The organism is Paenibacillus terrae HPL-003 (genome assembly GCF_000235585.1).
In the GTDB taxonomy this organism is placed as follows: Bacteria; Bacillota; Bacilli; order Paenibacillales; family Paenibacillaceae; genus Paenibacillus; species Paenibacillus terrae_B.
Genome location: NC_016641.1, coordinates 636,445 through 655,165 on the forward strand (window position 1 = coordinate 636,445; position 18,721 = coordinate 655,165).

The 18,721-nt window shown below is 48.3% G+C and carries 15 protein-coding genes; 7 read left to right on the top strand and 8 right to left on the bottom strand.

Features of this window, described 5'->3' with window-relative positions:
- The first annotated feature begins 8 nt into the window (after window positions 1-8).
- The gene (locus HPL003_RS03095) at window positions 9-686 is read left to right on the top strand and encodes an ABC transporter ATP-binding protein (protein ID WP_014278189.1); all 678 of its coding nucleotides are present in this window, start codon (window positions 9-11) and stop codon (window positions 684-686) included.
- Window positions 683-3,223 (top strand): ABC transporter permease, encoded by a 2,541-nt coding sequence (locus HPL003_RS03100; protein WP_014278190.1) that lies wholly within the window; start codon window positions 683-685, stop codon window positions 3,221-3,223. The genes HPL003_RS03095 and HPL003_RS03100 overlap by 4 nt, the downstream gene beginning before the upstream one ends.
- 110 nt (window positions 3,224-3,333) lie before the next feature.
- Here HPL003_RS03100 and HPL003_RS03105 read toward each other — a convergent pair whose 3' ends face one another.
- A complete protein-coding gene (locus tag HPL003_RS03105; protein ID WP_014278191.1) occupies window positions 3,334-3,864 on the bottom strand; it encodes a GNAT family N-acetyltransferase in 531 nt (176 codons plus the stop codon).
- A 247-nt stretch (window positions 3,865-4,111) separates the two neighbouring features.
- Between HPL003_RS03105 and HPL003_RS03110 the strand changes: the two genes are divergently transcribed.
- Complete coding sequence (locus HPL003_RS03110) at window positions 4,112-5,083, top strand: ring-cleaving dioxygenase (protein ID WP_014278192.1); 972 nt, start codon at window positions 4,112-4,114, stop codon at window positions 5,081-5,083.
- A gap of 169 nt (window positions 5,084-5,252) precedes the next feature.
- Here HPL003_RS03110 and HPL003_RS03115 read toward each other — a convergent pair whose 3' ends face one another.
- The 4 genes from HPL003_RS03115 to HPL003_RS03130 all read right to left on the bottom strand — a co-directional run bounded on the left by HPL003_RS03115 (window position 5,253) and on the right by HPL003_RS03130 (window position 11,723).
- A complete protein-coding gene (locus HPL003_RS03115) occupies window positions 5,253-6,950 on the bottom strand; it encodes a M3 family oligoendopeptidase (RefSeq protein ID WP_014278193.1) in 1,698 nt (565 codons plus the stop codon).
- Between the two features lie 197 nt (window positions 6,951-7,147).
- Window positions 7,148-7,957 (bottom strand): bifunctional hydroxymethylpyrimidine kinase/phosphomethylpyrimidine kinase, encoded by an 810-nt coding sequence (gene thiD, locus HPL003_RS03120; RefSeq protein WP_014278194.1) that lies wholly within the window; start codon window positions 7,955-7,957, stop codon window positions 7,148-7,150.
- 189 nt (window positions 7,958-8,146) lie between these two features.
- Window positions 8,147-9,553, bottom strand: coding sequence for a hypothetical protein (locus HPL003_RS03125; RefSeq protein WP_014278195.1), 1,407 nt, complete (start codon window positions 9,551-9,553; stop codon window positions 8,147-8,149).
- A 229-nt stretch (window positions 9,554-9,782) separates the two neighbouring features.
- Window positions 9,783-11,723, bottom strand: coding sequence for a bifunctional 2',3'-cyclic-nucleotide 2'-phosphodiesterase/3'-nucleotidase (locus HPL003_RS03130; RefSeq protein ID WP_014278196.1), 1,941 nt, complete (start codon window positions 11,721-11,723; stop codon window positions 9,783-9,785).
- A gap of 239 nt (window positions 11,724-11,962) precedes the next feature.
- On the opposite strand from HPL003_RS03130, the gene HPL003_RS03135 reads away from it, so the two are divergent.
- The 4 genes from HPL003_RS03135 (at window position 11,963) to phnE (HPL003_RS03150) (ending at window position 15,487) form a co-directional block, all read left to right on the top strand.
- Window positions 11,963-12,931, top strand: a complete 969-nt coding sequence (locus tag HPL003_RS03135; protein WP_014278197.1) for a phosphate/phosphite/phosphonate ABC transporter substrate-binding protein — start codon at window positions 11,963-11,965, stop codon at window positions 12,929-12,931.
- 134 nt (window positions 12,932-13,065) lie between these two features.
- The gene (gene phnC, locus HPL003_RS03140; protein ID WP_014278198.1) at window positions 13,066-13,836 is read left to right on the top strand and encodes a phosphonate ABC transporter ATP-binding protein; all 771 of its coding nucleotides are present in this window, start codon (window positions 13,066-13,068) and stop codon (window positions 13,834-13,836) included.
- On the top strand, window positions 13,833-14,693 hold the full coding sequence (phnE, locus tag HPL003_RS03145) for a phosphonate ABC transporter, permease protein PhnE (protein WP_014278199.1): 861 nt from the start codon (window positions 13,833-13,835) through the stop codon (window positions 14,691-14,693). The genes phnC and phnE (HPL003_RS03145) overlap by 4 nt, the downstream gene beginning before the upstream one ends.
- Window positions 14,690-15,487, top strand: coding sequence for a phosphonate ABC transporter, permease protein PhnE (phnE, locus tag HPL003_RS03150; protein ID WP_014278200.1), 798 nt, complete (start codon window positions 14,690-14,692; stop codon window positions 15,485-15,487). Before phnE (HPL003_RS03145) ends, phnE (HPL003_RS03150) begins: the two co-directional genes overlap by 4 nt.
- A gap of 90 nt (window positions 15,488-15,577) precedes the next feature.
- Here phnE (HPL003_RS03150) and HPL003_RS03155 read toward each other — a convergent pair whose 3' ends face one another.
- The 3 genes from HPL003_RS03155 to cysT all read right to left on the bottom strand — a co-directional run bounded on the left by HPL003_RS03155 (window position 15,578) and on the right by cysT (window position 18,696).
- Entirely contained in the window at window positions 15,578-16,705 is a 1,128-nt protein-coding gene (locus HPL003_RS03155) for an aminotransferase class V-fold PLP-dependent enzyme (RefSeq protein ID WP_014278201.1), read from the bottom strand.
- A 165-nt stretch (window positions 16,706-16,870) separates the two neighbouring features.
- Entirely contained in the window at window positions 16,871-17,746 is an 876-nt protein-coding gene (cysW, locus tag HPL003_RS03160) for a sulfate ABC transporter permease subunit CysW (protein ID WP_014278202.1), read from the bottom strand.
- 116 nt (window positions 17,747-17,862) lie between these two features.
- Window positions 17,863-18,696 carry a sulfate ABC transporter permease subunit CysT gene (gene cysT, locus HPL003_RS03165; protein ID WP_014278203.1) on the bottom strand — a complete coding sequence of 278 codons (834 nt, stop codon included), beginning with the start codon at window positions 18,694-18,696 and terminating at the stop codon, window positions 17,863-17,865.
- Window positions 18,697-18,721 lie beyond the last annotated feature (25 nt).

Below are 18,721 nucleotides of genomic sequence, written 5' to 3' on the forward strand. Positions count from 1 at the left end.
GAAAGTGTATGGCTCTATTAAAAACCCAAGAGTTGAAAAAGTACTACGGCAACGGAGATACTGCTGTTCGCGCTCTAGACGGTGTGAACCTGGAGGTGGAAAGCGGAGAATTTGTAGCCATTATTGGTACATCCGGCAGCGGGAAGTCCACCCTTCTGCATATGCTCGGTGGACTTGATCGTCCAACAAGCGGAAGCGTCACGATTGACGGTAAAGATATTTTTACACTGAAAGACGAAGAATTGACCATTTTTCGCAGACGAAAGATTGGCTTCGTATTTCAAAATTACAATCTGGTGCCAGTCTTGAATGTCTACGAAAATATTGTGCTTCCTATTGAACTGGATGGTAAAGAACCGGACAAAACCCACATAGATAAAATTGTACATACCTTGGGCCTTGACCATAAGCTGAATAATCTGCCCAACCATCTTTCGGGGGGCCAGCAGCAGCGTGTAGCCATTGCTAGAGCGCTAGCAGCCAAACCCGCGATTGTCTTAGCAGATGAACCCACCGGAAACCTGGATAGCAAAACAAGCCTTGATGTGATGGGACTAATCAAAGTATCCAGTCAGCAGTTCCGCCAAACGATGGTGATGATTACCCATAACGAGGAAATTGCGCAAATGGCAGATCGTATCATCCGTATTGAGGACGGTAAAATGGTCGGCGGTGAAGGCAAATGATCCAGGTTAGAAATAAAAAAGCCATCCGCAATCTGGCAGATAAGAGTTTCAAAGTAAACAAAGCCCGTAGCCTCTTTGCCATTGTTGCCATAGCTCTTACTTCATTGTTATTTACGACGTTGTACACCTTGGGGCTCGGTGCTGTGGAAAACTTACAACGGGCAACCATGCGACAGGCCGGTGGAGATGGACATGCCGTACTTAAATATATAACGGATGACGAATTCAATCATGTCAAGGATCATCCGTTGATCAAGGAAATAGCTTATAACCGCATATTAAGCGATGGAGTTATGAACGATAAATTTCTAAAACGCCATACGGAGTTCTGGTATTACGACGATGTAGGGATGAAGCTTGGTTTTATTGAGCTTAAAGAGGGGCGTAAGCCTGCAGCAGAAAATGAAGTAATCGCAGACTCCAAGACGTTGCAGCTATTAGGTGTTCCACTGGAGGTTGGAGCACCTTTGAGGCTAAAGCTTAACATACGAGATAAAGAAGTACAGCGTGATTTTATCCTCTCCGGCTGGTGGAAAAGTGATCCTGTGGTTAACGTAGGGCAAATATTCGCTTCTAAAGCCTATGTCGATGCTCATGCTAAGGAGTTACAAAGCAACTATAAAAAAGATCACTCCATTACCGGCGTAATTAGTGCGTATATTATGTTCGACAATAGCTTTGATTTGCAAGGAAAACTCAACAAAGTTATTACGGAAAGCGGATATTCCCTTGACAAAAATGCACCGAACTACATTGCAAATAATGTAAACTGGTCATATATCTCGACCAATTTTAGTATGGATGCGGGAACAATCATTGCACTTACTTCCGCCCTGATACTGATCATGTTTACCGGTTATTTGATTATATATAATATTTTCCAAATATCAGTAATGCGAGATATCCGTTTTTACGGTCTCTTAAAGACGATCGGTACAAGCGGCAAACAGATCCGCCGGATCATTCGCAGGCAAGCACTGATTCTATCAGCGTTAGGAATCCCGATTGGATTGATAGCAGGTTTTTTTGTCGGTAAAGCACTTACACCCCTTCTTATGAACAATACTGCCTTTGCTGGAACCGAGGTATCGGTATCTCCCAACCCATGGATTTTTATAGGATCGGCTTTGTTCGCGCTCATTACCGTAATGATCAGCACTTTCAAGCCTGGCAGAATTGCGGCAGCTGTATCGCCGGTTGAGGCAGTAAGATACACAGACGGAAATACCAAGGGCGGCCGTAAGCTGAAAAAATCCACTGAAGGCGCTAAAATGATCCACATGGCTCGCTCCAACTTGTGGCGCAATACGAAGCGTACCGTTTTGGTAGTCATCAGTCTTTCGTTGAGCCTTGTACTTCTTAACACGGCCTTCACCCTGTCTCAGAGCATTGATATGGATAAGTATGTATCCAAATTCAATGACACTGACTTTCTCATTGCTCATGCTGAATATTTTCATAGTCCCTATTTTAGAGGCCCTGAAAATGAGACCTCCGAGAGTTTTATTCAGGCTGTACAGGCACAACCGGGCTTTGAGGAAGGCGGCCGACTGTACGGCGGCAAATTAGTGCTTACTGTCGAGAATGGAAAAGACACTAATGAGGACGATGTGACTGACTCTCGCGGCAACTTCACTGCAACAGTGTATGGGCTGGAAGATTTACCACTGCACCAATTGCAATTGCTAGACGGTGAGCTTGATTTTGAAAAGCTGGCTTCCGGTAAGTATATATTGGAAGGGGTAGATTTAGATGATCATGACATCCCCTATATGGAAGAAGCTCTTTATAAGGTAGGCGAAAAGGTCACGCTTCACAGTTATATGGGAGCAGCAGAAGCTCCGCTGGATAAAGAGTATACTACGCATACATTCACAGTGCTTGGTCATGTTGCAATTAAATATGCAACCAATTCTGATCGCCTTTCAGATAAGTATAACCTTTATCTTCCGGCGAATATTTACAAGCCGCTTGCGGAGCAGCCTGCTGTCATGAGCTATGCCTTTAATGTATCCCCTGATCAGGAAGAGGCCATGGAGAGCTTTTTAAAAAGTTACACCGAAACTACAGAGCCGGTAATGAACTACACATCCAAATTTACTTCAATGAATGAGTTTTCCGGTATGCAAAACACCATCATGATGATCGGGGGCACGCTCAGTCTGATTATCGGCCTAATTGGTATCCTCAACTTTGTAAACGCAATTCTGACGAGTATATTGACCCGACGTCAGGAGTTTGCCATGCTGCAAAGTATCGGCATGACCAAAAAGCAATTGCGGAGTATGCTGATCTATGAAGGGCTGTATTATGTTCTCGGCACCGCCCTATTCTCCATTTTATTAGGGATCATATTTTCTATTTCAATTGTGAAACCCCTAAGTAGTATGATATGGTTTTTGAGCTATCACTTTATAATCTGGCCACTTCTAGTCCTATTACCTTTACTGTTATTGCTTGGGATATTTATTCCATTAGTGGTTTACTCTTTGAACAACAAACAAAGTATTGTAGAGCAGCTTCGGGAGTCAGAGTAGATTTACCGTAAATATTAGAAAGTCCAAGATAGCAGTGGGAATAAAAAGATGACTCCTGATCAAATTCAGAGGTCATCTTTTTATGCTTAGAAAGGTTTTTTTGCAGAACGTTACAGCTTCCACTCTTCCCGCAAAAGCCCCATTCGGATGGAATCATAATATTGTCCATTATAATATCTGCACTTTCGAAGCCTAGCTTCTAGGGTCATGCCCAGCTTCTCCCCAACCTTCATCATCCGGTGGTTTCCTGACCAGGTTGTAAAGCCTACTCTTACTAGAGGCAATGTATTAAACAAATGAGTAATCCATAGTCGGAGTGCCCTCGTACCATACCCACCGCTCCAATACTGCGAATCAAAGATACCTATCCCCATTTCAAGCCAATATGAAGACCGATGCTCCCAATAGTAACTAACCGATCCAATAATCTTACCTGCCACTTCAATGAGCCAAAAGTCATCTTGTTCAACTCGTTTTTCTTTGCCTTGTAAATAATCCTCCCAGGAAAGCACCTTATGCTCATAATAAGGCGCATCCCATTGCTTCCATTCCGGTGCTTCTTCTTTATAGGTTAGCGTCCAAAGAGCATGTAAGTCTTCTTCTTTAACAGGTCTAATGGTTACATCCTTATCCGTGTACATCGAGTACACTCCTTTTATAATAAAATTCATTCTATCTATATTGGGCTATATCGGGCTTTAGTATCTGCTTTTGCATTATTTCAAATTTCTATTTTTGTCCGTCTTTAGAGCTAGTGCACAATTCAAGTTGACAAACAATCAAAAATCATTTATCTTAATATCAAGATAATAAATATAAAAGAAAGTTCACGACTGTTTATTTTGCTTCGAAAAAACTAATCATATAAAAACCAAGGAGGACAATGACATGAAACTGTTAGGATTGCATCACGTTTCGGCGATTACGGCGGCGGCGGCTAAGAATTATGATTTTTATACTCAGGTAATGGGACTTCGACTCATTAAGAAAACGGTGAATCAGGATGATGTTAGCGTCTATCACCTCTTTTATGGAGATGAGCGTGGAACGGCTGGCACCGAAGTTACTTTCTTTGAGATTCCGCATGCGGGGCAAACTCGTACGGGGAATAACAGCATTTCGGCGCTCTCCCTGCGTGTACCGAATGACAAGGCGCTGGATTTCTGGAAAAACCGTTTCGAGCAATTGGATGTAAAACATGGGGAAATTACGGATCAAGCGGGACGTTTGGCGCTTTCGTTTGAGGATTTTGAAGGACAACGCTTCTTCCTCGTTTCGGATGAGCATGACAACGGAGTGCGGGGCGGTACGCCTTGGGAGAAAAGCCCTGTCCCTGCTGAATATGGCATCGTCGGACTTGGTCCGGTTCATCTAACCATTCCAAAAGCGGAGAACACGATCCTCATTCTGGAGCAGGTGATGGGCTTCCGCAAAAAGGGCTCCTATCCTTCCAACGTTGAGGGGCAGCCTGATGTGGTCATCTATGAAACCGGCGAAGGTGGTACCGGAACTGAGATTCATCTGGAAGAACGTAACGATCTTCCACAAGAGCGCCCGGGACGAGGCAGTGTGCATCATGTAGCCTTCCGTGTTGCGACTGAGGAAGAACTTAGACAGTGGGTTGAACGTATTAACCAACTGCAAATCTCCAGCTCAGGGTTCGTGGATCGCTTTTACTTCCGTTCATTGTATTTCCGTGAGCCGAACGGCATTTTGTTTGAATTGGCAACTGATGGACCGGGCTTTGATACGGATGAAGAACTGGAGTTTCTGGGTGAATCGCTGGCGTTACCGCCATTTTTGGAATCACGTCGCGCTTCCATTGAAGCCAACCTCAAACCACTGAATACCAAGCTTTAATAGAGCTATATTTGCTCTAAAATCACACAAAGCCGGGACTTCTACATCAGGTAGAGGTTCCCGGCTTTTTCTGTGCAACAGCTCTGTTTCCATCCAAAAGGACATCTTATTTGCAAGCTTTTCAGCTTTTCAGCTTTTCTGGTAAGTGAAATGCCCTTTTGGGTTAAGCTTAAAGCTTTTGATCATCCACGCTGTTCAGCCAAGCTTCAATTTCTCCGATCACAGAGGCGACACATCCATCTTGGAACGGTGAGATCAGACCAGCCAGCTCCACCAATCCGGTAAAAGAACGACTCCCCCCGGCACAGCACAGCTTCAAATAATCTTCCCACGCAGCCGTACGGTCGATGCTCATACGTTTCCAGAATTGGAATGCGCACAATTGCGCGAGTGTGTAGTCGATATAGTAGAACGGGGATTGGAAAATATGTCCCTGCTTATGCCAGAACCCTCCCTGCTCCAGATACTCGTTGCCTTCATAGTCCAAATGTGGTTTATACTTGCGTTCAATGGAGCGCCATGCGCTTTTACGTTCGGCTGGTGTCCAGTCTGGATGCTCATACACCGCATGCTGGAACTCGTCCACGGCTACGCCGTAAGGGACAAACAACAACGATGAGGACAAATGTTCAAAGTGATATTTATCCGTATCGTCTTCGAAGAACAGCTTCATCCAAGGCCATGCGAAAAACTCCATACTCATGGAATGAATTTCTGCCGCCTCCATAGTCGGCCAGTGGTATTCGGGGATTTCAAAATGCCGACTTTCATACACCTGGAAGGCATGGCCCGCTTCATGCGTCAGCACATCGATATCACCGGATGTACCATTAAAATTGGAGAAAATAAACGGCGTGCCATACTCGCTCAAAAACGTGCAGTAGCCTCCGCTTTGCTTGCCCTTTTTGCTAGTCAGGTCCATCAGCCCTCGTTCGATCATAAAGCTGAAAAACTCATGTGTCTCTGCTGAAAGCTCCTCATACATACGCGCTCCATTACGAATGATCCACTCCGGGTCGCCTTTGGGTGTAGGATTGCCTGACAAAAAGTTAAAGCCTTCATCATAATAGCGAAGCTGATCCACTCCGATCCGCTCGCGTTGGCGCTCCTTGAGCTTTGTAGCCAGCGGAACGATATGTTTCAGTACTTGTTCGCGAAAATTGGCAACCATAGTCGCATTGTAATCGGTACGACCCAAACGGGCATAGCCCAACTCTACAAAGTTATCGTAGCCCAGCTTATGCGCTATGCGCGTGCGTATCTTAACCAGTTCATCGTAAATTCGATCCAGCTCATCCTCATGCTCGCTCATAAATTGATACTTGGCCTCGGAGGCCTGTTTGCGTGTCTCCCGGTTTGTAGCCATTTCAAAAGGCAGGAGCTGCGACAATGTACGTTCTTCTCCCTCGAACGGGATCTTCGCTGAAGCAATCAATTGGGAGTATTCGGAGGTCAGCTTATTCTCCTGCTGTAAATCCTCAATGATATCCGGGTGGAACGACTTGAGTGATACCTCGGCGATACTGAAAAGCTGGCTACCCCACTGGCTCTCCAGCTCGGCTCTGAACGGCGAGCCCACCAATGCCCGGTAGTAATCGGTTACATACTCCTGGATGACCGGCATGAAATCATCAGCATACTCTTGCTCTGCTTTGTAAAATGCGTCCTCCGTATCAATGGAGTGCCGAACCTCTACTAATTGCAATTGCGTTTCCACGTTACTGCGCAGCTTATTAATGGCATGAATGACTTCATTTTGACGCTCTACGCTGTCCGCTTCACGAAATTGCTGCAAAAGCGTTTTAAACCGCTGTTCAATTTCAGTTTGCTCTGGCCGGATATAAGCCATTTGGCTGAATAATGTCATTGCTTCGAGTCCTCCCTAAATTTAATAAATCTGATGCCTATTATACAGTAAGATTAGAGCAAACTGGAAGATATAATTCCAAAAAAATACAACGTCAAAAGCCGCAATACCATGTATTGCGGCTTAAAACTCTAGCCTAGCTCTATATATTGTAGATGCATTGCCTAATGCAGCCATTTTATAAGTGCATTCATGCTTTACTGATTTTGCAAACGATGTGCCGCATGCAGAGTCGGGCCAACGAATTCGTTCAGCTTGAAGCTGCCTTCAATCGCCTGTGTAATGAATTTTTTGGCCTGATCCACCGCTTCACGTACGGTCAGCCCTTGGGCCAAGCCAGCCGTTACTGCTGCCGAAGTTGTGCAGCCTGCACCATGGGTGAAACTTGTTTTCACAACATCCGCCTCGAACCAGTCGAAGGTGATTCCATCATAAAGCAGATCCATTGCTTTACCTGCGCGGATTTTACCACGGTCCTTGATCAGCACGTGCTTAGCTCCGCGCTCATGGATAATCGCAGCCGCTTCCTGCATCTGTTCCAGCGTCGTAATCGGTCCGTTCTTCGCCAATTGCGAAGCCTCGAATAAATTCGGTGTTACCAGATCAGCACCCGGGATCAGAAATTCCAGCATCGCTTCTGTATTTTCCGGCTGAAGCACTTCATCCGTGCCCTTGCAGACCATCACCGGATCAATAACTACCCGTTTAAGATCATGCTTGCGCAGATGGCTGGCAACCAGTTCGATAATATCAACAGAACCGAGCATCCCCGTTTTCATCGCGTCAAATCCAATACCTTCCAATACCGTACGCAGTTGTGCTTCTACCACATCCAGCGCAACAGGATATACAAGATGGTCCCAGGTTTTAGGTCCCATCGCAACTACCGTTGTCAATACAGTCATTCCATATACGCCAAGCTCCTGAAAGGTTTTCAGGTCTGCCTGAATACCCGCGCCGCCGCTGGTGTCGGAGCCGGCTATCGTTAATGTTTTGGGAATCGTCATTTTCACATGCTCTCCTTCACTTTCTGTGCTGCATTTATCCTAATCCCGCATGCGAAACTTGTCAACGCGCAATGCATTCTTCTATGCTAGAAGTCACAGAAAACAGCAGCATTTAAAAACGAGAACGTTCCCTTTTGATCGGGAGCATCCTCGCATGAATAGGATAGATGAAGGTTAGAATTCCAAAGATTACAAATACCCGCCGGTGCTGTGATCATAAGCATGATTCTTTTCATTTTCACGCACGCCCAGGCAAAACTTCTGATACAAATGCTGCTGCTCCGGGGTAGAAAAATTCCGGTGCTGCTCAAACAAAGCCATGCAACCGATAATATGCTCAGTATAGCTATTGTCTACAGACAACTGTAAGCAATGCAGTGTTTGCCCCAGTCCCTCCGCATAATCGCCCTTCCGAAAATGATATTCGGCATACACCTTGCAAAAGGAGGCGAAGCGGAATGCATTAAAGTGCTTGCGGTAGTGAGTGTCCCATTGATCCGGTGCAAGCTCCCAGAAGTTCTTGAGTTGCTGACTGAATAGTCCAAGCTCGGCATCCACAAAGTAACCGAACCTGTTCGCTGATTCCAGCAGCGTATTCAAACCTTCCAGTGTCTCGTCCGGATGATCGCGCAAATACGTAATATATTCATAAATTGCAGAGGTATTGCCCATTTTAATTTCGATACAAAGCCGATTGCCTTGTGCATACACACGATGCATGTCCACTACTTTCCGGCCTTCCTCGTCCAATCCTTCAAACCAGCTCAAATCTGCATACCCATCAATCCATTTCTTGGATTCCTCATACCTGCCCTGAAACTCATAGCAGCTGGCCTTGAGCAGATGACCCTGTGCATAATAGTAGACAAGCGGTTTGAGGAACTCCAAATGCTCATCTCCAAAGCGGTTCCGATTGCGGTATAGCGCCTGAGCCAATTCTCGCAGCTCGTCCGCATACATTTCCATCTCGGACCATTGCATTTTTAACGCAAACACTTGAGATAGCATATGTAAGCCTTCCAATGCGTAAGTTTCCGGCAGACGACTACGATACAAATGAAATTGTACAGCAGCCTTCAAGCTCCGTTTGTTGTCCTTGATCTGAATCTGAAATATACGGAAATAGCTGATCGCTAACCGCTCGGAGTGGGTATATTTCTCACTCTCGATGACACAATTGTACAGAAGCATGGCCGCTTCATATCTCTCGTCCTCAAACATCGCTTCTGCAGTCTCAAAAATAGCCGAAATGTTCGATAAATCATCCATCAGATAGCCAAGTACGCTGCAAATACATTCCAGCTTGTTCAGCTCTGAACAGCGGAGCAGAAACGGACGCAACCTCCTCCAGTGCGGTAAGGAATGAATAAAACATTCATCCACATACATCTCGAACAAGGCCCCTTCTTCCAATCCCATAGCCCCGGTAATCAGATCAAGCTGATTAACTGAAATCGGCCGTGGGGGATTCCGGTTAAGTATACCGCTAAGTGTACCCGGATTTACTTTGGAAGCGTCTGCGAAACATTGCATGGAAATACCTTCACGCTGAATATACTTTTCAATTTCTGCACGAATCGTGGTGTTTTTTTCCAAAGGGACACCCCCTCCATCAAATGATGGTGACTTTTTCATTACCTTTTAAACCAAAATTTGTTTAATCAAAGTATATGTCTAATTATAACGGAGGTCAATAACTTAAACGCGACTCAGGACATATAAAATTACGAATTTCGTACGATTTCAAATGATCCGTGTGCAAAAAGACCACCCCCGAAAGAGGTAGTCTTTGGATCACTTTAGATTCAATTTTCTCAAAAAAATTTCAGGATCGCCCGAAATCCAGAGCAAATTTGGCGTATCCCTCTGCGGTTAATCCTTCATAAAGCAACTCCGAATAGGCTTGGGCGGCATCTGTTGCTTGCGGTGAGGTCAGGAACGTCACGTGCGGGCGGCCCGGCCATGGTGCGAGGGACCAGTGACCGTCTGCTTTGGGCGTCAACGTCTTCATATGCCGCACATATTCGGTCAGCACATGCCGATTTTCATCCGATGAAGCGAGTACGATTCGTTCCCCACCCGGATTGACCAATGTAGAGGAAAACGCACGATAATTGTTCGTGGCAATCAAATAGCTTCGCTGCATATCCGTCGGCGCTCCGTCCAAGGACATATGAATGATTCTGTGCGCATCCGGTTCCTTCAATATTCCAGCAGCATCATATCTGGCGGGCTGCGTCACATCAATCTGATACCTGATCCCGTCAATAATATCGAAGTTAAAGCTCGGAAAATCCGAATCAATCAGCTCTTGCTCCTGTTCTGCATAAGGATCAATTTGTCGGAATTGTCCAGCAGACCATTCGAGCCATTCCCGAATTTCCGCCCCGGTCAGTCGGACGACATGCAGCGTATTTGGAAAATTGTACAGATCGGCGATATGCTTGATCGCCAAAGTTCCCGCCGGAATATCAGTATAATACGAGGGGCCGTATCTGCCACCTGTTTTAAAGGGAGCCGCTGCCGACAAAACGGGCAGACCTTCGTACTCACTCCCCTGCATCTGCTGCTTCACATACCAAATTTGCGCGTCGTTCACGAGTTGAACGGAAGCATCGTCCATCACCTGGACAAAAAAGCTGTTTACTGCCACCGTCGTCCGGCCAACAGGTGCGCGAATATAGTCCAGTGTCCCGGCATGCTCTTCCGCAACCGCCTGCTGAATGGCAGTATCCGGCTGCACCAGCGCTTGCTTGCGTACTGGATCATACACCGGACGTACCTCTGCAGAAGAGGCAGCCACTTGCCACGCTCCGTCCATAAGGGTCAGGTCCAGATCTATGACACCCAGATGATCTCCCCAAAAGCCCGGCTCTACCGCTGGAATATCATGGATGGTGCCTCGTTCTACGTCAACACCCGTTTTACCAACAAACGAAGGGCCGGGGAATACTTTATGCGCATGACCAAACAAAATAGCGTCGATCCCTTCTACATTGCTCAGATGCAGCACCGCATTTTCCATATATGGCGTTTCAGGAATATCTTCGAAGCCCGCGTGAGGCATGGCAATAATCAAATCGGCTCCCTCTGCCTTCATTTGCGGAATAAACCGTCTTGCTGTCTCCAGCATATCCTTGACGATGATTTTTCCTTCCAGCCACGCCTTGTCCCACTGCATAATTTGCGGAGGCACAAACCCGATAATCCCCACCTTCAACAAATGCTTGCCGCCTGCTTCATCCTCCACCGTCTTATCCAGTATCAGATAAGGTGTAAAGTAATTTCGTTCTTTTTCCACAACTGTATGGCTATCTGTAAAAGTATCTGTCTCCACCTGCATATAGATGTTGGCATTGATATATGGAAATGTCGCTCCCTGAATGCAAGTCTGTAAATATTCCAATCCATAGTTAAATCCGTGATTTCCAATATTGCCCGCTTCGTACCCAAGCAGATTCATCGCTTTGTAAGCAGGATGCACGGCGTCCGAGTCCTGTTGGAGAAGCTGTACAGCATAATCCCCCATCGGATTGCCTTGAATAACATCCCCGTTATCCAGCAGCAGGTGGTTAGGTACCTCGGACCGAGCCGCCTGGATTAGACTGGCTGTTTGCGCAAGACCGTACTGTAACGTTTCCCGATCCGTATAATAATCGTAATTCCACAAGCTGACATGAAGATCGGTCGTAACCATAATGCGAAATTTCACCCTCACAGGACATAGCGTCTGCTGTCGTACCTCTTTGATATCTGAAATATCCAATCCTGTTCTCTCCCTCAGCTTCGGTCATAGAGCTTGAACAAGTCTAACAGGGTACTGTTAAGAGAATGTTAAGTGAACAGAAATGAGAGAGTATAAGACATATTTTACATAATTTTTACCAAAGTCAGGAATGGTTTTTACCCTAAGGGCCGGACTAGCTGTTAAGATTCTGTTTGTCACAGAATTTACAGACTTTTTCAATTTTATTTTCGTTATTACTATTTTAGGGGGAAATTATTTTGTTTAAAAAAGCACTGACCTTATGCATGACCTTCACACTGGCGGCAGGTCTGGCCGCTTGCAGCTCCAATGCAAGCAATAATAACAGCGCATCCACTCAAGGCACAGATGGCACGAAAAGCGAAAGCACAGCCTATGTTCCTACAGAGTTAAAAGTACAGTTCGTTCCTTCCCAAAATGCAGATACGCTCGAAGCCAAAGCCAAGCCGCTCGAAAAACTGCTGGGCGACAAGCTCGGAATCCCGGTAAAAGTAACCGTGTCTCCTGACTACAACACTATTGTGGAAGCCATGTCTTCCAAACAGGTAGATGTAGGTTTCCTTCCACCGAATGCCTATGTTCTGGCGCACGATAACCGTAAAGCAGCCGATTTGCTGCTGCAAGCCCAACGCTACGGCATTGAAGACGGCACAGGCAAGGATACAACTGAAAAAGTAAACTTTTACAAAGCGATGATCGTGGTGAAAAAAGATTCTCCGATTCAAAGCCTGGCTGATCTGAAGGGCAAAAAAGTCGGCTGGCAAAATGTAACTTCCTCCGCAGGCTATGTGTATCCTGCAGCAGAGCTGAAAAAAGCCGGCGTGGACCCGGACACAGATGTCCAGGGTGTAACGATCAAAGGCCATGATGCCGCTATTCTGGCGCTGCTGAACGGTCAGGTTGATGCTGTAGCTGTTTTCCAGGATGCACGCAATACAGTAAAGAAGGAAATTCCGGATGTATTTGAAAAAACACGTGTCATTCATTACACAGCTAAAATTCCGAATGATACGGTCAGCGTACGTTCCGATATGGATCAAGCATGGAGAGACAAAATCAGCCAAGCCTTCATAGATATCGCCAAAGACCCTGAGGGCGGCGAAATCATTAAAGAAATTTACACGCACGTAGGTTATGAAAAGGGCGATGATAAAAACTTCGATTCTGTACGTGAATATGCCGAAGCCGTCGGCCAAGCGGTTAAGTAATAGGAGCAAACGCGTAATTGTAATGAAGCAACAGCTACGAAACAGGCTTTACGAATGACAGGGCAGCACCGTCCATGTATTCATGGCGGTGTTGTTTTCATTCCACCCCATCGGGGGGAGAAAGTTGGGAGCATATGATCGAATTCCGCAATGTATCGAAAACATACCCGAACGGCACCAAAGGGTTGAATAATATTAACCTGACGATTAAAGAGGGTGAAATGGTCGTCATTGTTGGCTTGTCCGGTGCGGGCAAGTCTACCCTGCTGCGTTCTATTAATCGACTGCATGACATTACCTCCGGCGACATTGTCGTGGGCGGCAGGTCTGTCACGTCTGCCGGAAGCAGCGAGCTGCGCCGCATTCGCCGCGATATCGGCATGATCTTTCAAAGCTTCAATCTGGTTAAGCGGTCCACCGTGCTCCGCAATGTACTTTCCGGCCGCGTCGGCTATCATTCGACGCTCAGAACCATTCTCGGCCTCTTTCCGAAGGAGGATGTCGAGCTGGCACTAACCGCGCTGGAACGCGTGAACATTCGTGAAAAAGCCTATAGCCGGGCCGATGAGCTGTCCGGCGGGCAACAGCAGCGCGTATCCATCGCCCGCGCTCTGGCGCAGGAGGCCAAGATTATTCTGGCGGACGAGCCTGTCGCATCGCTTGATCCGCTGACCACCCGCCAGGTCATGGATGACCTCCAGCGGATCAATCGTGAAATGCAGATTACGACCATCGTCAATCTGCATTTCATTGATCTGGCGCGCGAATATGCGACGCGGATCATCGGCCTGCGCGCCGGGGAGGTCGTCTTTGACGGCACGCCGGAGGAAGCTACGGATGACGCCTTTGCGGAAATCTACGGCCGGGCCATCAAGCATGATGAGCTGCTGGGAGTGGGATCATGAAGCCCGACTCCACTGCCCAGCCGCTCTCTTCGACGCCGCCGTCACCGCAAGCCGGACCGCCGCAGCCGCAGCAATCCAAGCCGCCCGCAGGGCCGCCCCTGCCGGGGCGTTACAAGCGTTACGCCACCTGGATGATCTTTATCGTGGTGCTGGTTGCCTGCTCCATTCATACGGATGCCACGCTTTATCAGTTGATCGTCGGCTTGCCGGAGATGGGCAAATTACTTGGCGAAATGTTCCCGCCGGACTGGAGCTACCTGCCCACCATTTGGAAGCCGATGCTGGAAACGATCCAGATTGCTATCGTGGGCACGACACTGGGGGCGCTGCTGGCTATTCCTGTCGCCCTGCTCTGCGCCTACAATGTCATGCCGCGCAAGCTGATCTCGCTGCCAATGCGCACGATCCTGAACCTCGTGCGGACCGTTCCCGATCTGCTGTTTGCCTCCATCTTTGTGGCGGTGTTCGGCATCGGACCGTTCGCAGGGATGCTCGCCCTGCTCTTCTTCTCCTTCGGCATCATAGCGAAGCTGACGTTCGAGGCCATTGAAGCCATTGATCCCGGACCGCTGGAAGCCATGACTGCCGTTGGGGCGAGCCGCATTCAGGTGATTGCCTTCGGTGTCGTACCACAGGCATTGCCCTATTTTGTGTCCTACTTGCTGTACACCTTTGAGGTCAATGTACGCGCGGCTTCTGTTCTGGGACTGGTCGGCGCGGGCGGTATCGGCCTGCTGCTCGACCGTTCGCTTGGCCTGTTCCGGTATGATCGGGCAAGCATCATTATTCTACTGACCCTTGTCATCGTCCTTGCGATTGATTACGGCAGTAACATGCTACGGAGGAAACTATTATGAATGATTCCACACTTCGCAGACCGCTTCGCTCCCGACTGCGTATATGGGCGGTAGCCATTCTGCTGATCATCATATATATTTGGGCTTTCCGTGGGATGCAGTTCGAAGGATTACAGGGAACCGCCAAAAACGTCTCTGTCGCTATACTGGAAGGATTCCTTCATCCTGACTGGTCATTCGTTTACATTCCTGAAGGAGAGGACTTGCTGCGCGGGCTGCTGGATACGCTGGTCATCTCCATTCTCGGAACCTTTGTATCCGCATTTGTCTGTCTCCCGTTTGCCTTCTGGGCATCCAGTAACATGACTCGGTTACGCCCCTTGTCAGGCAGCGGTAAGTTTGTACTCAGTGTCATTCGGGTATTTCCTGAAATGATCGTCGCGATCCTGTTCATCAAAGCCGTTGGACCCGGCTCATTCGCAGGTGTGCTTGCCCTCGGTATTCATTCCATCGGCATGCTGGCGAAGCTATTCTCGGAAACGATCGAAAGTGTCGATCACGGACCACAGGAAGCTTTGATCGCGTGTGGCGCCGATCGTGTGCAGGTGATTTTCTTCGCCGTACTGCCGCAGGTGATCCCACAGCTTCTTTCCTATTCGCTTTATCGTTTTGAAATTAACATTCGTTCCGCTACCACGCTCGGTCTGGTCGGTGCAGGCGGTATCGGTACTCCACTGCTGTTTGCGCTCCAAATGCGTAACTGGAACCGCGTAGGTGTCATTTTGCTGGGCATTGTGGTCCTGATCATTTTAACGGATCTGATCTCCGGCTGGCTGCGCAAGCGGATTGTATAATCGACAAGATTGAAAATGCCGAAAAAGCCTCTCCTGTGTAAAAGGGACAACATTACGCTCCCGTTACGCAGAAGAGGCTTTTCATATTCATCAAATGACCGCCACCTCGTCCATCACCCGCCGGACTTCCTCTGCTGTATTGTAAAAATGCGGAGCTAGGCGAATCACATCCTTCCGTGCCGAAACGATGATATTTTGGCTTCTCAAACGGCTCTCAACCGCCGATGCATCGGCAACCTCAACAGCGATAAAACCAAGTAAAGCGCCCTCCCCGGAAGACAAGCGTATGCTTAACCCTTTGCGGCGTCCATACTCCAAAGAAAACCCCAACAATTCGCTCATATACGCCTGAATATCCGTGACTCCGATTTCCAGCAGCAGCTTTAAGGCTGCATTGGCGGCAAAGATACTAATGAATGAAGGCAATCCCGTCTCGAAGCGTCGGGCTCCTGCCGCCGGGACCGGGCGCGCAATATCAAACCGGGAGGCGGATTCCTGTCCAAGCCAGCCGGTAAGTCTGGGCTTGAAGCGATCTATCCAATCGTTGCTCACATAAAGAAAAGCGACTCCCGGAATCCCCAGCATATATTTGCGGGCACCCGCCACCAGAATATCCACACCCATCGCTTTTACATCAATAGGTATGATTCCCGCAGACTGATAAGCATCCACAAACAGCAACGCCTGATTTCGGTGAGCCACATTCGCAATGGATTTTAGATCCTGCTGGAATCCGTTGGTATAGTTCACATGGGATACCATAACAAGCGCTGTATTTTCGGTAATGTGTTCCTCATACTGCTGCAAAGTAACCTCGCCATGGATGGAGGGGATACAACGGATGTGATCACGGAACCTGTCCTGTGCTTGCCAGATGTGTCCAACGGTCGGAAAGTCAGTATCTGCGTACACAATACCTTCTTTTCCCGATACATAAGGAAGTGCAGTTGCTACCCCGGCAATCGCCTCAGAGGCTGAGGACAGCACCGCAATCTCGTCAGGCTCCGCCCCGATCAGTTTGGCAAAATGTCCTCTGGCTTCCTCCAGCCGTGCCATAGACAAGTTGCCGTTATGCCCGTGTTGCAGCAAACTTCGATGGTATTCCTCAATTGCGGCAGACACCGGCCTTGATATGGCCCCTTGGGAGCAGCTCCCTAGATGTATATGTGAGGACAACACCGGAAACAGCTGACGGCAGGACTGAAACGGATGTTTCATAATTCCCTTCGCTCCTCTTGGGCACAGCTACGTACCTTGATATGATCATTTTATTATCCATATAAGCCATCTTAGAACAAGGGCCTCCCTTCCCATCTTATCGCCGATAATAGACGATAGACGGGAAGAGAGGCCCTGTGGGGTCAAGCACGTTCCTTCGTTTCATTAATGAACCCGTTTGCGCCCAAACCAGCTTTTAAGCACCAAGGTGGCGAGAGCCAGCAACAACAGCAACGAAGCCACCGCAAAGGATGCCGAGAATTGATATTCGTTATACAAAATTTCCACATGCAGCGGCAGTGTGTTCGTTTCTCCACGGATATGCCCGGATACGACGGACACCGCGCCGAACTCCCCCATGGCTCTCGCATTACATAAAATGACGCCATACAGCAGACCCCATTTGATATTCGGCAGCGTCACCTTCCAGAAAATACGCCAGCCGCGCGCGCCCAGCATGACAGCCGCTTCTTCCTCCTGCTGTCCCTGATCCTCCATCATTGGAATGAGTTCTCGCGCCACAAAAGGAAAGGTGATGAACAGCGTCGCCAAAATAATGCCCGGCAAGGCAAATATTATTTTAATATCATGCTCATCCAGCCACGGCCCGAGCCAGCCCTGTGCGCCAAACACCAATACATACATCAGTCCGCCGACGACAGGAGAGATGGCGAAGGGCAAATCAATCAAGGTGACCAGCAAGCCCTTGCCGCGAAATTGAAACTTTGTAATCAGCCAAGCGGCGGCTACGCCAAATACCGTATTCAGAGGTACTGTTATGGCTGCCACCAGCAGCGTCAGCCGCAGCGCCGACATAGCGTCGGGGTCGCGCAACGCTTCAACGTATACGCTCCAGCCCTGCTTGAGCGCTTCGGTAAGTACGACGATCAACGGTAGCACCAGCACCCACAGCAAAGCCAGAAAAGCGGCACCGATCAGCAACCATTTCACCCAAGGGGCCTCGGTTGTGACCCTGTTAGGCGGTGCAGATGAAGGTACTGGTGCATGAGCAAGCCCCTGCCCAGTTATCGCTTGTGACATGATAATGTCCCTCCTTAGAATGCGACTGTACCACTGCCCTGTATCATAACGTTAGACAGTTACATTAGAAGTTGCGTTAAATAGTTACATTCCATTAGATAGCTATTAAATTGATATTAGATAGCGCGCCGCCGCGACCAGCGCTGAATGCTATTAATCACCAGCAACAGCACGAACGAAATCACCAACAGCATCAAGGCTACCGCCGTAGCTCCTGCATAGTCATTTTGCTCCAGCTTGGACATAATGAGAAGCGGAGCAATTTCGGTCTTCATCGGCATATTGCCTGAAATGAAGACGACTGAGCCGTACTCCCCGATGCCACGGGCAAAGGCGAGCGCAAAGCCCGTCAGCAGCGGCGGCACGAGCTCCGGCACAATAACGCTGCGGAAGGTGCGCCATCTGCTTGCTCCCAGCGTAGCAGCGACCTCCTCCTCGTCCTTGTCCAGCTCCTCCAGCACCGGCTGGACCGTCCGCACGACGAACGGGATGCCGATAAACATTAGCGCGAGCGTAATGCCCGTCTGCGAGTATGCCATCTTCCAACCCAGCGGTTCGAACAACGAACCGATCCAGCCATTTTGCGCATATAGAGCTGTCAAAGCAACACCCGCAACCGCCGTGGGCAAAGCAAAGGGCAGATCAATCACCGCATCAAAAATCCGTTTTCCCGGAAACTCATAACGCACCAGCACCCAGGCGATCAGCAAGCCAAGGAACAGATCGATCAGCGCCGCAGCCGCAGCGCACAAAAAGCTTACCTTGTATGAAGCCAGTACCCTGACGTCAGTCGCCACATCCCAAAACTTCTCCCACGTCAGTCCGGTTGAGTTCAGAAGTAGCGCCGATAAAGGCACCAGCACCACCAGACTGAGGTACAGCACACTATATCCCATCGTTAACCCGAACCCGGGAAGTACGCGTTTTCGGGTGACTTGCACTTGACTCATGTTCTGTCCATCCCTCTCTGAAACC